The sequence below is a fragment of the Paraglaciecola sp. genome, assembly GCF_039942875.1.
Classification (GTDB): Bacteria; Pseudomonadota; Gammaproteobacteria; order Enterobacterales; family Alteromonadaceae; genus Paraglaciecola.
Genome location: NZ_JBDVBQ010000024.1, coordinates 369,669 through 389,050 on the forward strand (window position 1 = coordinate 369,669; position 19,382 = coordinate 389,050).

A 19,382-nucleotide genomic window follows, 5' to 3' on the forward strand; every position below is an offset into this window, starting at 1 on the left:
AGGTTTACCCCAAAGTTATTCTCCAATGATGCTTTAAGAGATTTTATGAAGTACTTTGTTTTCAGTTTTTTATCGGTAACTGCTTTCTTAGGTTTAACGGGGTGTAATCATTCATCTTCAACCACAGTTGAAGAAAGCTCTGAGCAAACTTCATTACGTGATTTATTAGCGTTACCCGACCACATAGCGGTGCCTTATGTTCCAGATTTTAATCCAATATCTGAGGAGAAAATTGAGCTGGGTAGGTTTTTATTTTACGACAAAAAGCTCTCTGCCAATCAAACTCAATCTTGTGAGTCATGTCATGACCAATCATTAGCCTTCAGTGATGGTGTCTCTACCCCTTTTGGTTCTACTGGCCATCAGTTAACCCGTAATAGCCAAGGATTAGCCAATGTGGCTTACCACTCTACGTTTACATGGAGCAACAATGGCTTTTTGGCGTTAGAAGACCAGCTCAATGTCCCCATAAGAGCAGACAACCCCATTGAACTTGGGGTAACCGATCCTAACTTAGATGAAGTCCTTGCACGGTTTGATGCAGACCCAGCCTATGTTGCCATGTTTGCTGCTGCTTTTCCCGATAGTGACAGTGGCACTACCATTAATAAAATTATATTTTCGTTGGCTAGCTTCATCCGCACTATGATCAGTGCCAATAGTGCTTACGACCAATATTTATTAGGTGATACCAGCGCCTTAACTGAACAGCAAAAGTTGGGTTTTAGTTTATTTAATGGTGAGAAGTTTGAATGCTTTCATTGTCATACCGGCAGTAATTTTTCGGTGTCTTATCGAGACTCAAATACCACTGAAGATACCATTGCGTATCCATTTTTTAATAACGGTTTATATAACCTAGACGGTGAGGGTAGCTATCCAGCAGCGGACCAAGGCTTATATGATCTCACCCTAGATTTGAACGATAGAGGTAAGTTTCGGCCGCAAAGCCTCCGTAATATAGAGCTGACTGGGCCTTATATGCATGATGGTAGCTTACAGACATTACGTGAAGTGATAGAGCATTATGCTAGGGGAGGGCAGCTGATTGAAAGTGGCGAAAACGCGGGCGACGGCAACTTAAGCCCCCTTAAATCTGGGTTAATAACCGGCTTTGATGCAACCGATGATGAGATAGATGCCGTGATAGCGTTTTTAGAATCACTCACGGATTACGAATTCATCAATAATCCAAAATTTTCTGACCCATTTGAAGAGCAATAATGAACAAGTTAACTTTTAGCATTGTATTGTGTGGCTTGTCTGCACCTATTTACGCCCATCAAAGTATTCACGGTAACAGTCGCCCCGATTCTGTAGATGTAAGAACCACAGTTACTTATCGCAGTAATGAAGCAGCGCCAGCTGATGAAGTATGGCAAATACCCGGTGTGCTAATGGGGGGCGAAGCGCTTCCGGTTTCAAAAGGTGCGACCTTAGATGATGTGCAACTCTTAGGGCATTTAAATATAAAAGAAGGTTACTTTGTGAGTACCAAAATTGGCACCCATGGTCATGATGGCTCCACTGAAGTTAGCTTAGAAAACCTTTGGTTTGGCGCCAATACTGAATTCTACAATCAAGTTATGTTGTTTGAAGTAGGGAAGATGTCTACCGAAGTTACGCCCACAGCAAGCTTTCATGCCTCTGATGGTGCGTATAGCGAAGCTCCTTTACTCGCAGACGTATTTTTTGGTCGTCACTTTGTGGATATAGGCGTCAGAGCCAGCAGTAGTTTTTATGGGTTTAACTTGGGAGTCGAACTATTTAACGGTGATAACTTTCCCTCTAGTTCAGGTGATGGGACAGCCGCTGTATATGTTCATACGCCAGTGCGTTATCAAAACATAAAGGGACAATTTGGCTCTTGGTTAATGTTTAGCGATGCTAAAAGTAGAACCGACCTAAGGTACGAAGATGGCCATAGCCATTCTGATAGTCAGCTCAGTGCATCTGATTTAGCATTCACAGGCGACACCCTAATGTTTGGCATTTATGGCGACATTGCATGGCAACTGAATCCTATCACTCTAGATGCAGGGTTTGAATGGATAACCTCAGATGTTGATGGTGTGCTGCTTGATAGCACTCAAAGTGCCGCGTATTTAAGTACCCAAGACGGATACTCGCTACAAATGGGTGTGGCATTAGACTCCCATCATATAAGTGTTAAATACGAACGATTAGTGATAGATAACCGCTTCACGCAAACCTCGCAAACTTTTGTGCAATCAACGGGTTTATATAATGAAGATTTTGAACCTGAAAAATTCGCTGTTGCTTGGGTATGGGATGTTTACGAAGACTTCACCTTGCGCACTGAGTGGTATCAAGACAATACACAAGAGAAACAAACAAGCCGCTGGTCTTTAGGTTTAGTTTGGCAGTATAAACTGTTATAACTGCCTAATCTTTTGCCATGTTAAATCCTCAAATGTCTTTGTCTTATTTACAAACCAATCGCCATTTATTGCAGTTAATCAAACTGCGCTATGGTTTTATCACATTGCAGCTGGTGGTCGTGTTGGTGACCGAATTTTGGTTCGAGTATGAGCTGTCTTATATCACCTTAAAAATGATTATTGCTGCAGAGTTGGCTATCAATATTGTTTTGTTTTATGTGTATAGAGGTAATCGTAATGCTCACTTAGCCGAGTACTTATTGCAAATTTTACTAGATATTTTGTTTTTAACCTTAATGCTATATTTTGCTAATGGGGCCACTAATCCCTTTGTGTCCTTGTTGTTATTACCAGTTGCGATTGCAGCGGTAACCTTAACCAGAGCTTGGTTGTTGTTTGTGACCTTTGTTGCCTTAGTTGCGTATTCGGCGCTGTTATTTAGCATGGACCCTCATCAACTACATATGGTTGATATGCAACAACACTTCACTGGTATGTGGTTGAACTTTGTATTATCCGCTTTAGTTGTGGTGCTAGTAGTGGCGTCACTTGCACAGGCTATGCGTCATCAAGAACGCTTTGTAAGTCAAGCCAGAGAAGAACAATTACGGCAAGAGCAGTTAGTTGCCCTTGGTACGACAGCCGCACAATTTGCCCACCAAATGGCAACCCCGTTAGCCACAGCAAATCTTTTAACCGAAGAGCTTGAATTAGAGTACTCCCATAGGTACTTGTCTCAGTTAAAAGAACAGTTGTCACTTTGTAGTAAGCGGTTGCAAGATTTTAGGGTGATGTCAGAAGAGTTAAAGCAAAACAGTAAGCGATATCTGTCATTAACGGATTTATTGGTGCAACTACAACAAGAAGTACAGCTTAATTTCCCTGACACTCAAATGGGCTATCAACTAGAATATTCAGACACACTTGCTGTGTATACCGATACGACTTTATTTCCGGCGTTATTGAATTTAATTCAAAATGCGGTACAAGCATCCAAAGAAAATAACAGCGATAAAGTTGAGCTGTCTAATCATGTTGAAGAACATCAATTATTTATTACCATTCGAGATTTTGGCAAAGGTTTATCTGAACAAAGCTTGTTAGAATTAGGGTCAACCATAGTTAAAAGTGAAAATGGATTTGGAATGGGAGTGTTACTAAGCCACGCGACCTTTGAAAGGTTAGGTGCACAATTTAGACTCTACAATCACTCCGATTCAGGCGCTGTGGTAGAAATTGCCATGAACTTGGTTGATGTCTCATGAAACAGCTTTTGTTGATTGAAGATGAACAAAGCTTTGCAGATATACTGCTAAGGCGCTTATCTCACTTTGGGTATGACTGCATTCATGGCAATACAACCGAGCAGGGCATGGCTTTGGCCATTGAGCATCAACCTAGTTACTTAATTTTAGATTTAAAAGTGGGTAATCAAAATAGTTTACAGATTTTACCTCAGCTAAGAAAAAGCCTACCCAAGGCGAGGATCATACTCTTAACAGGCTATGCCAGCATCGCTACCGCAGTTGAGGCTATAAAGTCAGGAGCCGATGATTACATGTCGAAACCTGTTGATACTAAAACCCTATTAGCCATGTTAGACGGCGAGCCCAGCACCAAGGCCACAGACACTAGAACCACTGTTATGTCACCGGCCCGTCTTGAGTGGGAGCACATTCAACAAGTGTTAAAATCAAATGATGGCAATATATCGGTCACCGCCAGACAATTAGGAATGCACCGCCGTACATTGCAACGTAAACTATTGAAAAAGCCAATAAGCGAATAACTCAAGAGCGACTTATTTAAAGAGAATCCATGGACTCATTACAAGCTCAACATTATTTATTACAAAAGCCGTTCAGCACTGAAAACTACCCCTTTGGTGAAGGTGTTGCAGTGTTTAAAGTCAAAACCAAGATGTTTGCTACTTTATCTTTGGGGAAAATGGCCAAAGGTAAAAAAACTGAAGGTCTAGATGGACCTTATTGGATGAATCTTAAGTGCGACCCAAGTCATGCACTTGAACTACGAGATATCTTTCCATCGGTAATACCCGGATATCACATGAATAAAGTACATTGGAATACGGTGATACTCGATGGCTCAATTCCTCAAGGAGAGGTTGCGCGTATGATAGACCACTCATTTGAGCTAGTAGTGGCAAAAATGACCAAGAAAGACCAGCAGTCAATCTTGGTGCATCTTTAATATAGATTAGACTTCATTAGTTACTGCGGTATAACGTCCAATTTAGTAGACAGAAATAGTTGGTTTAAATAGCCTAGTGTTTATGTTTCGATTAAAGTTTTTATTAGGTATTTTTGCAACGGAACCATATTTTAAAATACATGAAAGCAAGCGTCGCTTCCGTAATAACAGCCAGTAAAATACCTATGCCAGCATACCCACGTAAGTATTCTGCACTACCAAGAAAAGCCAATGCAAACATAGATATTGAAAGGCTTAAACATATAGCCTGCCTAGATTCTGAATGCTTAGCGTTTCGCCCGAACCAACTAAACACAGATATTCCGAGAAATAACATTGCAGCCCTTCTAGCCATAAAGATCGCAGAACTATTTTCATCAATATGAAACAACATAAATAATACTTCGGGAATAAGTATAAGAACCAAACACAAAGTAAATGCTATAACCGCTGTAATTGTACTTGTTACTTTAAATTTAATCATTCTCACCTTTGAATGTCTCACGAGTTACATAAACAGCGGGGCAAGTAGGGCGCGTTTTTGCGCCGTTCGTTTTGCAAAAAAACGACCTGTTTGCGGAGTCAGGTTTGATGCGTGTATTAGCGGCCACTTGTTTTATGCCAGTCTTCAAGCAGCAATAATGATAACTTTAACTTTTACCTGCAACTAAGAGGTTATCTTGTATTCCAGCATAAATAACAACAAAGTATTCTTCACCGTTAATGTCTGTTTTTCTTTATTGACTAACCTAAGGCTCATATGTGTTAAATATGCTAACTCAGCGCATCAACGTTATTAGTTACCCTGTTTTTGTAATCCTTTCCAGAAAACAGTTAAGAATAAATGAAGTTGTTGATCTAACTCTTCCAGAGATTCACTCGTATTTTTTATTCCGTCTACACTCTGCAATATAATTTTTGCCACATCTGAGACTTCTACATTTAACGTTTTAAGGTTGATTCTTTGCTCAACTACTGCCTTGTCTAACACACAAACGATTTTGTTAAAAAGTTGCATTTCAAAGCTAGTCATTAAATCTGGTGCTAGTTTTTTAGATAAAGTGAGTAACTCTTTTCCGTTAGGTTTCAAGAAAATAGGACCAAATAACACTTGTTCCATATTTTTTATACCATGTAACAAACATTCAAAACTATCTTCAGAATGACTAAATCCTTGTATTGCAGCTTGTTCTCCCAAATTAAGGGTGTGTTCTACTAAGGCTAAAAAAACAGCCTCTTTATTTTTATAATATTGGTACAACGCAGGACGAGAAATATCTAACGCATCAGCAATGTCTTGCATAGATGTTTTTTTATAACCATAGGTGCCAAAAACCTCTGTTGCCGCTTGCAGTATTTGGTGCTTCTTCTCTTCAATTTGCATTTTATATAAACACTTTTTTAATTAAGGCACTAAATCGGGAGATTATTTTGTGCAAAAAATAATCTTGACATAAATTACAAATATTGTCACTATGTAATTTCTGACGTTTCATGTAATTTATGTCAGGTTTGATCTAACTAGTTTTAAGTAAAAGGTAAATTATGCAAGACCAAAACAAAGAAACGGTTGTAGTAACTGGAGTAACTGGCTTTTTAGGCAGCCATACATCAATTAAATTATTGAAACAGGGTTTTAATGTTAAAGGCACATTACGATCATTAAAGCGCTCAGCTGAGATAGAAAAAATAATTTTAGATCAAGTTGGTGAAACTCAAGCTACCCTAAGCTTTGTTGAGTGTGATTTATCAAAAGACCAAGGTTGGAACGAAGCGATGAAAGGTGCGGATTTTGTTATTCATACTGCATCTCCCTTCCTGACTTATATCCCAAAAGATGAAAATGAAATTATAAAGCCAGCAATAGAAGGCACATTACGAGTATTAAAAGCGGCAAAAGATAATGGTATTAAACGTATCGTATTAACTTCATCCATTGCATCTGTGTTGTACGGTAATGAAAATGTGCAACAAACTGAAGAGTGTTGGACCGATCCAAATGACAAAAGAGTCACCCCGTATTACAAATCTAAAACATTAGCAGAAAGAGCGGCGTGGGATTTTGCTAATGAAGCTGGATTAGAATTGTCAGTTATCAACCCAGGTATTATTTTAGGTCCAGTATTGGAGTCTGACTACGGTACTTCTGCAGAAGTGATCATTAAATTGATGGATAAGTCGCTACCTGCCATTCCCCAAATTGGCTTTACTGTTTCAGATGTTAGAGATGTTGCACAAGCACATATTTTAGCAATGACATCACCAAATGCTGCCAAACAAAGATATATTGCAGCAAGCAAATTCATGTGGATGAGCGATATAGCTGATGCCTTAAGAAAGCAATTCCCTGAGCATAAAATACCAAGCCGTTCATTACCCAACTGGTTAGTAAAAGCCATGTCTTATGTAGACCCAGTGTTAAAAACGGTCGTCAAAGATTTAGGCTTTAAACATAATATGAGTAATGCAAAAGCAAAACAGCAATTAAACTGGAGTCAGCGTCCTGAAGAAGAAACAATCTTCGACACAGCACAAAGTTTAATTAAGCAAGGTGCAATTAAATTACAAAAGTAATTTAGAGTTAATATATAAAAAACATAGCGCACCTGAATATGATTAATATATTTAGGTGCATATAGATTTTGTCTTTAAGTTTGTTGTGTAATTCATTAAGAGCACATCCTTACTCTTTGTATCAATCTCTGTAGACCTCTATTTTTTTCATTTTAAAAAGGTGATTTCTACTTATACACAATAAATAGTTTACTTTTTTGGATATATACAATGTTAAAAAAATTACTACTGATAGGGGGAATGATTATGGCTTCTAGTTGTGTTAAAAATGTTGATAATGATAATTCAGTTAAAAAATTTACTAATACAGAAATCAATCAAACAACGAGTACAAGTGATTATTACGACATGAGTAAAGCCTATTGGAATGATAAGCGTGATCAAGCGACACCTAACTTCGACATTCCAGTTATACCTTTGATTGATGAGCTATTAGCTCCTGATGAGTCCGATATCTTATTTAGACTTGGCCACTCCTCTATTCTTTTAAGAATCGACCAAAACTTAATTATATTTGATCCGGTTTTTAGCGAGCGCGCATCGCCAGTTCAATGGATGGGACCAAAACGTTTCCATCAACCGCCTATTTCGATTGAACAACTGCCTAATATTAAAGCTGTAATAATTAGTCATGACCATTACGACCATTTAGATAAACACGCAATATTAGAGTTAGATAAAAAAGTGGAGTTTTTTATAACACCACTCAAAGTAGGCAAGCACTTAGAAAGCTGGGGAATTGATAAATCTAAAATAACAGAACTTAATTGGTGGCAATCAACACAAGTCGACACGTTAAAAATAACTGCAACCCCTGCTCAACACTTTTCAGGGAGAGGTTTGCTCGACAAAGATGAAACACTTTGGGCAAGCTGGGCCATCCAAGGTGCCGAATCAAACATTTATTTCGGCGGTGATTCAGGGTATTTCGGTGGCTTTAAAGAAATAGGAGAACGTTTAGGTCCATTTGATTTAACGCTAATAGAAACGGGCGCTTACCATGAGTTATGGCCTGAGGTTCATATGTTCCCTGAACAAAGTTTACAAGCGCATGTAGACTTAAAAGGTGATGTTATGCTGCCTATTCATAATGGCACGTTCGATCTCTCACTGCACAACTGGAATGAGCCGTTGCAGAGAATAACGGAATTAGCCGCCGACAAAGAGGTCGTTGTATTAACTCCTAAATTTGGTGAACGAGTCAATGTAAAAACACCTGAAAGAACAACATTTAATTGGTGGCTAAAACCTCAAAGCTAAGTAAGAAACTAAGGTTTATTGTCTAATAAATGGTGATGTAAAAATGTGTTTATTGTTCAAAAATAACTATGGAGCAGCCTTAGCTAACATGATACGCAGTCGGGCTTGAAGCTAATCATGACCCCCACTCTAAAAAGCTAAGCAGGGCACATAGATAACCATCAAAGCCCTATTCTAAAAAGGTTAGGGTTAGACACAGAGCAGTGGCTTACCCTCACTACAGAATTTGAACAACACTTTACTACCGCAGTAGGCAGCGAACAGATGATGCAACAATTTAAGCAGCACACCAACCACCAAAGAATACGAGGGATGGTAAAGGCCAAAGCCTTACTCAAAAGTGCCTGAATTATCTAAGCACTAAAAACAAACGTCCAACTTAAGTTGGGGAGTTAAACTCGTTTGAAATTTGAGTTTTCGCACCAAATGACAAAGTAAACTCTTAAACATCGAAAAACCAACCTTTAAAACATCAAAACACCCACCAAAAACCCAAAACCAATCAGGAAAAAGACTTAATGAAAAACGCTGTTTTTTACTTTTTTAATAATGACTGTCTTTGTTATCTATTTTAATAATGACTGTCTTTGTTAGCTTTTTTTGTTAGCTTTTCGAAAAACCAACCTTTAAAACATCAAAACACCCACCAAAAAACCAAAACCAATCAGGAAAAAGACTTAATGAAAAACGCTTTTTTTTACTTTTTTAATAATGACTGTCTTAGTTATCTTTTTTAAATTTTATCTTCGCTTGTGCTCGGTTCTAGATGCGATGTCCGGGATCGAGTCAGCAGGACTGATAACCGTTTGCACTTTTGCACGCTCCTTTAAACGCTTCTGCGCTACAAAAGCGAGGGATTTACCTGTTTGTTCAGCCTCTTGCTGTATTTCGTATATTTCTTCTCCAGAAATAGGGTTATCACTTGCATCAATCATCGTTGAAAAATGATAAGTAGCCTCATCTTCATTATCTGAACGACTGGTATGCTCAAGTATATCTTCTAGCTCAGCACTTACAGCATCCTGCATACCTGAGCCAACAGCCCCAAAATTATGATTGAACCAATCACCTTGCTCCATACTATATCTCAATATAAAAAGGTCGTGATCGGTGAATGGGACATGAAAATCATTGAAGTTGATGAATTGCCTACCATCGATCCTCATTTGAAAATGGTAATGAGGATAATCAATTGATGTTCCTTGATGCCCTTGAAAGTCATTTTTGGAGCAGTCAAACGTCCATTCAATATTTTTCCATTTAACGGTATAGGACAAAACTTTTCTATCTGACTTCTCGTCTTCAAGGTCATTGATATTCGAAAGGAAACGCTCTTGATTTGCGCACCATCGAATAAACGCAGCTATATTTCCATAGCCGTACTTTTCGTAAATTTTAGGAAAGTTTTTTTTCTTAAATTTACATTGTCGTAATAGCCAATGTAGGCAAGGATTGTCTTTGCTAATGGTCTTAAAAGGTTTGTTACAGAGATAGCAAATGTCTTTTTCATAGCCAGCTCTGAACGCCTCAACTTGCCTCTGATGCTCCTCATCCTCTCGCCGATTCATTTCCTCAGCTTCTTCGGGAGATATCTCTTCACAAATCCGTCTATATTTCTCAGTATCGTGCTGCACCTGACTTTCCTTTGAAATTTAACAGTATTAATAGATGGAAAAATTCCGTGTTTAAACACGGAATTTTTCCGCCTTTCTACATGACTCATTTCTAACACACCCTGTAACCCTTTGTACAGGTTAACTTTATTACCTTTGACTGATTCAGCACATGGGGAAATACGAATGTTTTTTGGGTCTTGATTTTATGCGGATAACTCGAAATTACATAGTGAAACTACACCAACACCACAAATAAAACTTACTTAAACACTTTTCAATCAACAAGTATAAAATGGTTTGAATAAGCTCTTTGTTGGTTTTCTACATTTTAGCTTATCTAATCTTTCGATGAGCTTTAATATTAACTGCTCTCATCCAATCTTGCAGACACTCAGTTTACATTTGAACACAGTTTTTATATGTATCTTGGTATAAAAAACAAAAAGGTTAGACACATAAATTACTGCCATTGATAACTATATGCTCAATATTTTACAACTGTATAAACTACTGTATATAATGTTTTTGTTATTGGTTAGTTGAGCCCCGAATGTTTAGAAAAAATAAGGCGTTACCTGAGAAGTATTACCTCGATCATTTCAATGAAATTATTCATTTTCTCACCCATGAGTGTTTACACCTGTTAGATGAGAGTAATCAAAGTTTTATACAGTCTTATCAAGCATTGCCCCATGGGGCTCAGTGTATGTTTGTTAGGGTGGTCAATCGGCAAAGTCGTTTTATTAAACTAGATAAAATGATTTATCAAGAAATTGAAGATTGCCCACTTCAATTGCAAACGTTAGCTGACAAAGGTTTTTTAGGTAAGTTAACCCCAGATGACATTAAAGATTGGTTACAGGAATTAACCAAAGAGCAACTGATTGAGCTGCTATGTTGTCATCATTCTGAAGTCGTGAAGAAAAGCGCCAACAAACAAAAGGTACTAGAGCAAGTCAACCAGCTTTGCTCGATTAACCAGTGCCTAACATCAAAACTTGCTAGTCAATTTTTAGTTAAAAATTTTGATGACTGTTTGGCCTATCTACTTTTTTTATTCTTTGGCGATAGCACTAGTGGTTTAAATAAGTTTTCTATGCGTGACTTGGGCGTTTTAAGAACGCGAACCAAAGATACACAGGCTTGTGCGAGATTTCATAGCTTAGAGCAGGCGAAGAGTGTTTTTTACTACAGCGCTAAATTAGAAGAATTAAAACGAAATGAATTAGATGTAAAAGAATATGCACTACACAGCCAAGGAGTGGCAGCACACCCAGTTGTAGCAGATGATTGCCCGCAGTCTGCAAAGCTTAGGGATGACTATTTCTATATATTAGGCAAACAGTTGTTAAGCATAGACCACTCTTTAGCATTGGAGTATCTGAGCGCTTCCTGTTACCACAAGGCTCAAGAGAAATGGTTAAGAGAGCTTTATAAAACAGGCGAGAAAGAAAAGGTAAAAGCATACCTAGAACGTCTTATTGATCACTCTTTAGATGATGCGTTATTGCTGTTTGCAGAAGATTTTTATCTTCGCAAATATCATCAATCAAAGCTAAGCAAGCTCACCCAAAAGTTACGAGAAGATAGTATTAATCTTGTTATCGATGAGTTGTATAAAGACAAAGTCGAAATGGGCGTGAAGCAATATTATCAGCGCCAAGGATCCATTGTTTTTAGAACCGAAAATCGTTTATTCAATGCATTATTTGGCCTAACATTTTGGCAAGAGTTATTCAACTTTCAAGCCGGTTCAATTGCAACAGAGTTTGATCGAAGACCAAAAGTAGTAAAAGAAAACTCAATTTATCAGGCGTTAAGCGAAGCCATTGAACAGCGCTTATTGATATTTTCGACACCGCAAAACGCGATAGTTTATCTGACAAAAATGGCGACTCAATATTATGGTCAACCCAATGGAATGTTCCGTTGGAACTCAAAAATGATGGAGATCATTTCTATATTTTTGAATGCAGCTCCTTTAGAAGGGGTTGTAGAGCATTTACGGGCCATGGCAAAAAATTATCAGGGGTTAAAGGATGGTTATCCAGACTTGATGATTATAGAACATGGTAAATTACGGTTTGAAGAGGTAAAAGCCCCCGGCGATGCGATACGTCCTAACCAATTTGTGAGTATAAATGCCCTGCAAGCCGCAGGGTTTGAGGTTGGGATCTGTCGGGTTACTTGGAGTGTTGACCCAATGCAGCCCTATGTTGTGGTAGATATTGAAACCACGGGTGGCAAACATCCTCAGCACCGAATTACTGAAATTGGTGCCGTAAAAGTGGTGAGCGGCGAAGTGGTCGATACATGGACAAGCTTGGTTAATCCTGAACGCCATATTTCAAAATTTATTACCAAGTTAACCGGGATCAATAACACTATGGTTAAGGGCGCACCTCTTTTTTGCGAGGTTGCGGATACGTTTGCTGATTTTGTTCAAGGGTGTATTTTTGTGGCCCATAACGTCAATTTTAATTATGGGTTTATTAAACAAGAATATCAGCGAATTGATCGAAAGTTCAGCATGCCAAAATTATGTACAGTGAGAGAATCTAGAAAATATCTTCCTGGGTTAAAATCTTATTCTCTTGCAAACCTTTGTGAGCATTTTGAAATACCTATGGTCAATCATCATAGAGCTTTGTGTGATGCACAAGCTACAGCACAAATTTTGAATTTGGTGAATGAGTGTAAAGTCGTGAGTTAAATCTTATTTGAACTTAACAACCAGCATAAATATTAAACCTGTCGTGAAAGTTAAATAGTAATAAGGCTGATACCATCAAGAGAGCTTGAGCGTGTGATGGGCCCGTTGCTGGCGTGAGCGGCGGCTTAAAACCACCAAGACAGATCAATCATCTATCTTGGTGGCTTTACCGCTCGTTTATGTTTTACTAGATACTATTTGCCGCTATGTATTTGTCGACTTGTTTGGTCAATATGGGCAAGGGCAGGGCACCGGTGCCAATTACTACATCATGGAAATCTCTGATATTAAACTTATCACCTAACGCTGCTTTTGCTTTTTCTCTAAGATCTAATATGGTGATCATGCCTAGTTTGTAGCCTAGTGCTTGCCCAGGGTTTACAAAATAACGCTCAACCTCTGTGACTATATCCCCTTCACTGATTGGGGTATTTTCCATAAAGTATTGAATAGCCTGTTCACGAGTCCATTTTTTTGAATGAATACCGGTATCAGTCACTAAGCGAACAGAACGCCAAATCTCATCTTGTAAGCGCCCAAAGTTATACATAGGGTTTTTATAGAACCCCATTTCTCTTGCAAGCTGTTCTGCGTATAAGGCCCAACCTTCTGTGTAAGCTCCGTAGCCGCCAAACTTCCTAAACTTAGGGAGTCCTTCAAGCTCTTGCGCCAAAGCAATCTGAAAGTGATGTCCGGGCACGCCTTCATGATAAGTAATGGCTGAAAATACATACTTTTGAAGGTTCTTCATATCTTTAAGGTTGGCGTAGTATCTACCGGGGCGTGTGCCGTCTAAAGAGGGTCTATTGTAAAACGCGATACTTGTGCTGTTTTCGCGCCAAGGCTCAACTCTTCTCACTTCTAAATCAGCTTGTGGTAGTTTATTGAAGTATTGATCGGCAATGGCAAAAATATCAGCGGTACTTTGACGGGCTTCGGCTAAAAAGGCTTCTCGGCCTGCATCACTGTCTTCATAAAAGTTGTTTGGGTCGCTACGTACAAAGGCAAAAAACTCTTGCAGGTTACCTTCAAAATTTACTTCTTTCATTATCTCACGCATTTCTTTATGAATACGCTCAACATCCTCTAAACCAATTTGATGGATTTCGTCAGCAGTTAAGTCTAGGGTGGTGTGGTACTTAATGCGATTTTTATAGAAGGTCTCACCATCTGGCAAAGACCAAATTCCTTTATTACCGTTAGCTTGGGTTTGTACTATTTTTAGCTGCGATATAAGCGCATCAACACCTGCTTGAAAAGGGCCGGCTATGGCTTGTTCTGCTTCTAACTTTAAGGTGCTCTTTATGACTGGATCTATGTCGAGAGCGTCTAGCTTTTCGCTAAAATCTAAATAAAGAGTATGTTTTTGCGGCTCTGCTGTTTTTAAGTTTCCGATATCTGTAATCATATCGGGGAATGAAAACTCAGGCGTGATCACCCCAAACTCTGCTCGATCATTTAATTGTTTTGCAAACTCTACAAATATCTTATCGATGCCATTAAGTCGCAGAATGTATGCCTCTGCATCACTAACATTATCAATTGTGTGGTTGTTTTGAATAAAAGCAATTTTATTGGTTACTTGGCCATTAAATTGGTCTACAACGTAATGATGTCGGTACCAAGCAGCGTTTTCAATGGAACGCTCAGCGTTAAATACAAACAGGTCATAACTTAATTTGTTGGTATCGCTAAGGCTTTGGTAATCAAAATTATCTTTTAATCGTGCTAATTGATTTTTGCGCTCTTGAATGTAGGTATTTAGGTAATACTCATCTGAACTGTCATCCCACTTACCATAATCTTCGGTTTTTATACCAAGACTAGTTTGATACTCAGGGCTACTTGCCACGTTTTCATTAAAGATATCTTCAAAAAATTGAGTGATTTTTTCATCTTCAGAAGCCAGTACGGCTTTTTCAATGACCTCATTCGTTAGCTTGTTTTTGTGCCCTTTCTCTACTGGAGAACACGCAGATATGATAAAACAAAAGGCGAGTGTTTTTATTTTATACTGTCGTTTTAGTCCCATGATTATCCCTTCTTTTTTTGTTTAAAATAAAGGCCTAATCATCTAATAGCAAGCGTTTGCTCCGATGACCTGATGAGTCGTCTTAATGTTGAGGTGACTTGCTTTAGTCGTCTTACTGAGATTGTGATTTTGGCTATTTATCGCCATCAATTGCAATAGGTTGGGGTGTTGATTCTGGTTTCGCGTAACTTAAGCGAGATAACCTTTGGGTTGTGTGATAGCTGTCAAGGCCTGACAGAGACACTGTGCTTAACGATTCAATATCTATGTAGCCATCGTCTTTTATAGCGTGTTCTTGGCATAGTATATCTGTGATTTCACCAATCACGAACAAGGTGTTGTTGGCTTTTATTGGCACAATTTCTTGTAGTGTTAATAAATACTTAAGATTACTTTCTTTTACAAAAGGTACTTTAACACCTTCAATAAACTCTTTTGTTAACCCTGTTTTTTCAAACTCACATTCATCCCTAAGGTAGCGGGCTGAGGTTTGATGGGCTGCTTGCCATATGTCTTGGTTTACTTGATTAATCGTATATTGTTCGGTTATTTGGATATTCTCTAGAGTGTGCCTGTCAACACTGTCGGGGCGCATGACAAACCCCACTAATGCGGGAGCTGCCCCCAAATGTACCACTGAGCTGAATATCGCTAAGTTTGAACTGCCTTGCTGGTCTACAGTGCCAATTAAGTTTGCGCTTTTAAAGCCAGATAAACTATTAATAAGTTGGGCTCTGTATCTGCTTGGGTAAGCCTTTAATGTGTGATTGTTAATGTGTTGCATAGGGGCAGCTCAAGGTTGAAACATTTCGTATTATTACGTTTTTGTACGAAGACTAGATCAAAAGTCTTCTATAAAGTTTGAGATGACACTTTTGATAAAGCGAATACGTTTGGTTTCAAAAGAATAGCGGTTGCGGCATAGGTAAAGGGGCTCACTTACTGAGTGCCCAAGCTTATGTACGTTGATATTAGCTTGGTTATTAAAGGCTCGGGTGGCGTGAATAGGTAAAACCGTAAAGCCTAACCCTCGACTAACAGGTTCTAAAATTAAACTCACTTGGTTAGAAAACCCACTATGGCGAAACTGCTCTATGTGCTCAAACTCTGCGAAATTTTTACTTAATAAAAGTTGTGCATGGTGCGCCCCATCTGGGTGGTTAATAAATCCAAGTTTGCGTAACACTTGCCAATTAATGGTTTTAACTTCGCTAGAAGTGATTAACACCAAGGGCTCTAAGGCAATTTTTTCAGAAATGATATCTTGATGTTTACTGCGCTCGGTAATTAAACCGATGTCGATTTTTCTGGCGGTTATACGCCTTTCAATATCTGAATTTGGGGCAAAGCTATAATCAATCGATAGCTCAGGATGTTGCTGTTGAATACTCAATAGGTGAGGGTAAAGCTTAAGGCCAAGACTGCCCGGAGAGGATATTTTTACTGTTCCTGTATGGGGTTCATCTTCTTTAATTGTCGACTCTAACTCTGTCATAGAGTGAAGTAATATTTTACCTTGATGATGAAGTGTAATCCCCGCTTCGGTTAACGTAAAAGACTTACCAGAGCGGATTAAAAGGGCAGTATCTAATTGCTGTTCAAGCTTTTTAATATGCTGACTTACGCCAGACTGTGTCATATATAAAGCTTCACTTGTTTGAGTAAAGTGCCCTACATCCACCAACTTACAAAATGTCTGTAACCAAGATATATTTATCATTACTAAACGTTCTCATAATTATTAAATTTAATAATTTTTTATAATTTATCACAGCCCATATACTTTGAAAATCAAATTAACTGAGGAGATAAGTCGTTGAGCAAAGCATATCCGAGAACATTTTCACATATTGGTATTTCAGTGCCGAATGTAGAAAAAGCCGTAAAGTTTTATACCGAAGTATTAGGCTGGTATGAGATCATGAAGCCCACCGAAATCATAGAAGACGATAGCCCAATTGGCGAAATGTGTACCGATGTATTCGGTGCCAAATGGGAGAAGTTTAAAATAGCTCACCTTTCTACTGGCGATAGAATTGGAGTTGAAATTTTCGAATTTAAAAACCAAGAAGATCCTAAAGACAACTTTGAGTATTGGAAAACAGGCGTATTTCACTTTTGTGTTCAAGATCCAAACCTTGAAGAATTGGCAGACGCCATTGTTGCCGCTGGCGGCAAAAAGCGTATGGAAAAACCACGTTACTATTACCCTGGCGAAAAGCCTTATCGTATGATTTACATGGAAGACCCGTTCGGAAACATCTTAGAAATATACAGTCATAGCTACGAATTAACCTATGGCGCGGGTGCTTATTAATTTAACTATTGTGTAGGGCGATAGTGACTTAATTGTGTTTTCAGAAGCAAAGGCTCAACTTATTTAAGTTGGGCCTTTTTTATTAATGACAGCTATGAATTGTGTAACCAATACTGAGAAGTTGGCTTCACAGGTATACATCTAGAGAGGTTTTAGTCAGTGCCAAAAAGAAGCTCCCATATACTTGGGCTGCGTTTTTTATGGTATTGCTTTTTTAAAGCATCTACCTTTTCTAACTGCTGTTTTGCAGTTGTCATATCACCTTCAGCTAGGCTGGCGTTAACTAACTCTAACTGTGCTTGTACTTCTGTTAAGCCTTGTTGCAATATTGCTTGCCTCTCGGTTTCAAACCGGACTAATTGCACCGAAGCAACAAGTTGCTTTAACTTGCTGATCTTGCTTAGCATGTTACTTGGATTAGTTGCTACCATGGCTTGTTTATAGGCTAAGGCCATTGATTTCATGGTTGCTTCTACATCAGTACTAGCGGTGACTTTTGCCACAGGATCTTGTGCAAATACCTGACTGCTAAGCAACAGGCTCCCATAAAGAACAACTAAAATCAGACTTAGATTTTTTAACGACAACATTTGGGGACTCATTCATAAAAGAAGACGAGGAGTTTAACACAGAAATATCCCCACAAGACCCTAAGCTTACGGTCAGGATATCAAAGGTTTAAGGGGGTGGTCATTTCGAGAAACGCGGTGATGTATACATAAAACTTTCTCGGAATTACGACTGTATATTAACTCTGTCATGGTTCTGGACCCGTATTTCTACATCGCCAAATTTCAAAAAACAAAAAGTCGCCATCCATGTTTATTCAGTTACTTTAATATTTGAGAATTTCTTTATAACCACCTGATTTAAATTAACAAATTTTATATTTTAATAACTTAAATTAACTATTTTTTGAAAGCTTAAATATGGCTGTCTCTTTTGAGTATTTTGGTTGGCTTTCGCTTCTACCTCGGTTATTTTAGCCAATAAGTATTTACCCTTTGTGGGAAACGTTAGGAATATAGGGTCAATATGGAAATTTATATACATCTGCTAGCAGTTATACCCTCTTTAGTTCTAGGCGCTATGAACTTAGCTTTAGAAAAGGGTACTTTAACTCACAAGCGTATCGGGAAAACTTGGGCTGTTTTAATGTTGGTTACTGCTATAAGCTCTCTTTTTATAACGCCAACGGGCAGTTTTACGTGGTTACATCTTTTTTCAATATTGGTTATTGTTTGTATTCCTGTTGGTGTAATTTCTATTCGTAAAGGTAATATAAAACGCCATACTCATTGTATGGCTGGTGCATACATAGGTACTGTTATTTCTGCATATTTTGCTGTTGTAACTCCTGGTCGCTTTATTTATGGCATATTCAATTAGAAACAAAAAGTAGCCACCCATGTTTATTTAGTTACTTTACTATTTGAGAATTTCTCTATAACCAACTGATTTAAATTAATAACTTTTTATATTTTAATAACTATTTTTTGAAGGTTTTAATATGGCTGTCTCTTTTGGGTATGTTAACTTCGGTAGCAATGGATAGAGTAATAGAATTAAATGAGCTTCAATCAAGCATTGGTTCACCTTGCCCATCATTATTAATGGATGGGACGCATTTGTATGTCACATATCATATGCAAGAAGAGCCAGTTGATTTTGAATTCGAGGCAATTGGCTTAGTCAAATTTTCTGGCGTTTATTTACACAAGCTAGGCGCACCAAACGAAGAAGCATTTCATGGTCATCCTTTATACGAAAATGGATTAAGACCGTTCGGTACTTTCGTGGTAGAAAATTCATCTTGGATAAAGGAATGTATGGAGAGAAATAAAGTCCACTCATATCATTCAGATGCTAACTTTAAGCCCTTCAAACACTATGTTTGGAGTTTCCACGATGAAACTCTAGAGGTAATTGCCAAGTCATATGAGTTTCGTTTAACTCAGGGCTCACCAAATTCTGTATTGCTTCAGCAGATAAATGGCGAAATTCAGTGGTGGATGCGTATAACAAAAAAATTATTTCGCTCGCAGGCTCGCTGGGACAATTATTCACTGGCTGGCGCTTCCCGCAGTATAGCCAGCAAGTAATTGCCCTATATGTTAAGCGTTAGGTTTCAAGGAGAATGTTGTGAAATTGGTTGGCTCTAAAACTGAAAAGGAAATAAAGTCGGAGCTTTTAAAAAATACTTCATCCGTATTTTCAAAATCAGTTGAGTCTCACGTAAAAACTTTCTTTTTAGAAA

18 protein-coding genes and 1 pseudogene are annotated in these 19,382 nt (G+C 38.3%); 12 read left to right on the forward strand and 7 right to left on the reverse strand.

Annotated features, from left to right (window positions below):
• Positions 1–45: 45 nt before the first annotated feature.
• From ABJE44_RS08140 to ABJE44_RS08160, 5 genes are read left to right on the forward strand one after another with little or no spacing between them, the layout of a single operon-like run.
• On the forward strand, positions 46–1,224 hold the full coding sequence (locus tag ABJE44_RS08140; RefSeq protein ID WP_348112552.1) for an MbnH family di-heme enzyme: 1,179 nt from the start codon (positions 46–48) through the stop codon (positions 1,222–1,224).
• Positions 1,224–2,402 (forward strand): hypothetical protein, encoded by a 1,179-nt coding sequence (locus tag ABJE44_RS08145; RefSeq protein ID WP_348112553.1) that lies wholly within the window; start codon positions 1,224–1,226, stop codon positions 2,400–2,402. Before ABJE44_RS08140 ends, ABJE44_RS08145 begins: the two co-directional genes overlap by 1 nt.
• 17 nt (positions 2,403–2,419) lie before the next feature.
• A complete protein-coding gene (locus ABJE44_RS08150) occupies positions 2,420–3,667 on the forward strand; it encodes a HAMP domain-containing sensor histidine kinase (protein WP_348112554.1) in 1,248 nt (415 codons plus the stop codon).
• Positions 3,664–4,191 (forward strand): response regulator, encoded by a 528-nt coding sequence (locus tag ABJE44_RS08155; protein ID WP_348112555.1) that lies wholly within the window; start codon positions 3,664–3,666, stop codon positions 4,189–4,191. The genes ABJE44_RS08150 and ABJE44_RS08155 overlap by 4 nt, the downstream gene beginning before the upstream one ends.
• 29 nt (positions 4,192–4,220) lie before the next feature.
• On the forward strand, positions 4,221–4,613 hold the full coding sequence (locus tag ABJE44_RS08160) for an MmcQ/YjbR family DNA-binding protein (RefSeq protein WP_348112556.1): 393 nt from the start codon (positions 4,221–4,223) through the stop codon (positions 4,611–4,613).
• Between the two features lie 103 nt (positions 4,614–4,716).
• On the opposite strand, the gene ABJE44_RS08165 is transcribed toward ABJE44_RS08160, so the two are convergent.
• On the reverse strand, positions 4,717–5,097 hold the full coding sequence (locus ABJE44_RS08165; RefSeq protein WP_348112557.1) for a hypothetical protein: 381 nt from the start codon (positions 5,095–5,097) through the stop codon (positions 4,717–4,719).
• A 312-nt stretch (positions 5,098–5,409) separates the two neighbouring features.
• Positions 5,410–5,997, reverse strand: a complete 588-nt coding sequence (locus tag ABJE44_RS08170) for a TetR/AcrR family transcriptional regulator (protein WP_348112558.1) — start codon at positions 5,995–5,997, stop codon at positions 5,410–5,412.
• Between the two features lie 161 nt (positions 5,998–6,158).
• Here ABJE44_RS08170 and ABJE44_RS08175 point away from each other — a divergent pair, with 161 nt between their 5' ends.
• The 3 genes and pseudogenes from ABJE44_RS08175 to ABJE44_RS08185 all read left to right on the forward strand — a co-directional run.
• Positions 6,159–7,187 carry an aldehyde reductase gene (locus ABJE44_RS08175; protein WP_348112559.1) on the forward strand — a complete coding sequence of 343 codons (1,029 nt, stop codon included), beginning with the start codon at positions 6,159–6,161 and terminating at the stop codon, positions 7,185–7,187.
• A 210-nt stretch (positions 7,188–7,397) separates the two neighbouring features.
• Complete coding sequence (locus ABJE44_RS08180; protein WP_348120714.1) at positions 7,398–8,447, forward strand: MBL fold metallo-hydrolase; 1,050 nt, start codon at positions 7,398–7,400, stop codon at positions 8,445–8,447.
• A 141-nt stretch (positions 8,448–8,588) separates the two neighbouring features.
• A pseudogene (locus tag ABJE44_RS08185) lies at positions 8,589–8,795 on the forward strand (transposase); the annotation flags it as partial.
• 392 nt (positions 8,796–9,187) lie between these two features.
• Here the strand turns inward: ABJE44_RS08185 and ABJE44_RS08190 are convergent.
• Entirely contained in the window at positions 9,188–10,081 is an 894-nt protein-coding gene (locus ABJE44_RS08190; protein WP_348112561.1) for a hypothetical protein, read from the reverse strand.
• A gap of 532 nt (positions 10,082–10,613) precedes the next feature.
• On the opposite strand from ABJE44_RS08190, the gene ABJE44_RS08195 reads away from it, so the two are divergent.
• Positions 10,614–12,776 carry an exonuclease domain-containing protein gene (locus ABJE44_RS08195; RefSeq protein WP_348112562.1) on the forward strand — a complete coding sequence of 721 codons (2,163 nt, stop codon included), beginning with the start codon at positions 10,614–10,616 and terminating at the stop codon, positions 12,774–12,776.
• 187 nt (positions 12,777–12,963) lie between these two features.
• Here the strand turns inward: ABJE44_RS08195 and ABJE44_RS08200 are convergent, their stop codons facing one another.
• From ABJE44_RS08200 to ABJE44_RS08210, 3 genes are all read right to left on the reverse strand, one after another.
• Positions 12,964–14,808: a DUF885 domain-containing protein gene (locus tag ABJE44_RS08200; RefSeq protein WP_348112563.1), complete on the reverse strand. Its 1,845-nt coding sequence runs from the start codon at positions 14,806–14,808 to the stop codon at positions 12,964–12,966.
• Between the two features lie 133 nt (positions 14,809–14,941).
• Positions 14,942–15,592 (reverse strand): flavin reductase, encoded by a 651-nt coding sequence (locus ABJE44_RS08205; RefSeq protein WP_348112564.1) that lies wholly within the window; start codon positions 15,590–15,592, stop codon positions 14,942–14,944.
• 57 nt (positions 15,593–15,649) lie between these two features.
• Positions 15,650–16,528 carry a LysR family transcriptional regulator gene (locus ABJE44_RS08210; RefSeq protein ID WP_348112565.1) on the reverse strand — a complete coding sequence of 293 codons (879 nt, stop codon included), beginning with the start codon at positions 16,526–16,528 and terminating at the stop codon, positions 15,650–15,652.
• A 96-nt stretch (positions 16,529–16,624) separates the two neighbouring features.
• Here ABJE44_RS08210 and ABJE44_RS08215 point away from each other — a divergent pair, with 96 nt between their 5' ends.
• Positions 16,625–17,125, forward strand: coding sequence for a lactoylglutathione lyase family protein (locus tag ABJE44_RS08215; RefSeq protein ID WP_348112566.1), 501 nt, complete (start codon positions 16,625–16,627; stop codon positions 17,123–17,125).
• A 152-nt stretch (positions 17,126–17,277) separates the two neighbouring features.
• On the opposite strand, the gene ABJE44_RS08220 is transcribed toward ABJE44_RS08215, so the two are convergent.
• Positions 17,278–17,661: a cytochrome b562 gene (locus tag ABJE44_RS08220; RefSeq protein WP_348112567.1), complete on the reverse strand. Its 384-nt coding sequence runs from the start codon at positions 17,659–17,661 to the stop codon at positions 17,278–17,280.
• A gap of 499 nt (positions 17,662–18,160) precedes the next feature.
• Between ABJE44_RS08220 and ABJE44_RS08225 the strand changes: the two genes are divergently transcribed.
• The gene (locus ABJE44_RS08225) at positions 18,161–18,514 is read left to right on the forward strand and encodes a DUF2306 domain-containing protein (protein WP_348112568.1); all 354 of its coding nucleotides are present in this window, start codon (positions 18,161–18,163) and stop codon (positions 18,512–18,514) included.
• Between the two features lie 158 nt (positions 18,515–18,672).
• The gene (locus ABJE44_RS08230) at positions 18,673–19,227 is read left to right on the forward strand and encodes a hypothetical protein (RefSeq protein ID WP_348112569.1); all 555 of its coding nucleotides are present in this window, start codon (positions 18,673–18,675) and stop codon (positions 19,225–19,227) included.
• Positions 19,228–19,382 lie beyond the last annotated feature (155 nt).

Excerpts from the sequence above, each read along its gene's own strand:
- ABJE44_RS08140 (WP_348112552.1), top strand. The coding sequence starts at position 46 with ATGAAGTACTTTGTTTTCAGTTTTTTATCGGTAACTGCTTTCTTAGGT.
- ABJE44_RS08145 (WP_348112553.1), top strand. The coding sequence starts at position 1,224 with ATGAACAAGTTAACTTTTAGCATTGTATTGTGTGGCTTGTCTGCACCT.
- ABJE44_RS08150 (WP_348112554.1), top strand. The coding sequence starts at position 2,420 with ATGTTAAATCCTCAAATGTCTTTGTCTTATTTACAAACCAATCGCCAT.
- ABJE44_RS08155 (WP_348112555.1), top strand. The coding sequence starts at position 3,664 with ATGAAACAGCTTTTGTTGATTGAAGATGAACAAAGCTTTGCAGATATA.
- ABJE44_RS08160 (WP_348112556.1), top strand. The coding sequence starts at position 4,221 with ATGGACTCATTACAAGCTCAACATTATTTATTACAAAAGCCGTTCAGC.
- ABJE44_RS08165 (WP_348112557.1), bottom strand. The coding sequence starts at position 5,097 with ATGATTAAATTTAAAGTAACAAGTACAATTACAGCGGTTATAGCATTT.
- ABJE44_RS08170 (WP_348112558.1), bottom strand. The coding sequence starts at position 5,997 with ATGCAAATTGAAGAGAAGAAGCACCAAATACTGCAAGCGGCAACAGAG.
- ABJE44_RS08175 (WP_348112559.1), top strand. The coding sequence starts at position 6,159 with ATGCAAGACCAAAACAAAGAAACGGTTGTAGTAACTGGAGTAACTGGC.
- ABJE44_RS08180 (WP_348120714.1), top strand. The coding sequence starts at position 7,398 with ATGTTAAAAAAATTACTACTGATAGGGGGAATGATTATGGCTTCTAGT.
- ABJE44_RS08195 (WP_348112562.1), top strand. The coding sequence starts at position 10,614 with ATGTTTAGAAAAAATAAGGCGTTACCTGAGAAGTATTACCTCGATCAT.
- ABJE44_RS08200 (WP_348112563.1), bottom strand. The coding sequence starts at position 14,808 with ATGGGACTAAAACGACAGTATAAAATAAAAACACTCGCCTTTTGTTTT.
- ABJE44_RS08205 (WP_348112564.1), bottom strand. The coding sequence starts at position 15,592 with ATGCAACACATTAACAATCACACATTAAAGGCTTACCCAAGCAGATAC.
- ABJE44_RS08210 (WP_348112565.1), bottom strand. The coding sequence starts at position 16,528 with ATGATAAATATATCTTGGTTACAGACATTTTGTAAGTTGGTGGATGTA.
- ABJE44_RS08225 (WP_348112568.1), top strand. The coding sequence starts at position 18,161 with ATGGAAATTTATATACATCTGCTAGCAGTTATACCCTCTTTAGTTCTA.
- ABJE44_RS08230 (WP_348112569.1), top strand. The coding sequence starts at position 18,673 with ATGGATAGAGTAATAGAATTAAATGAGCTTCAATCAAGCATTGGTTCA.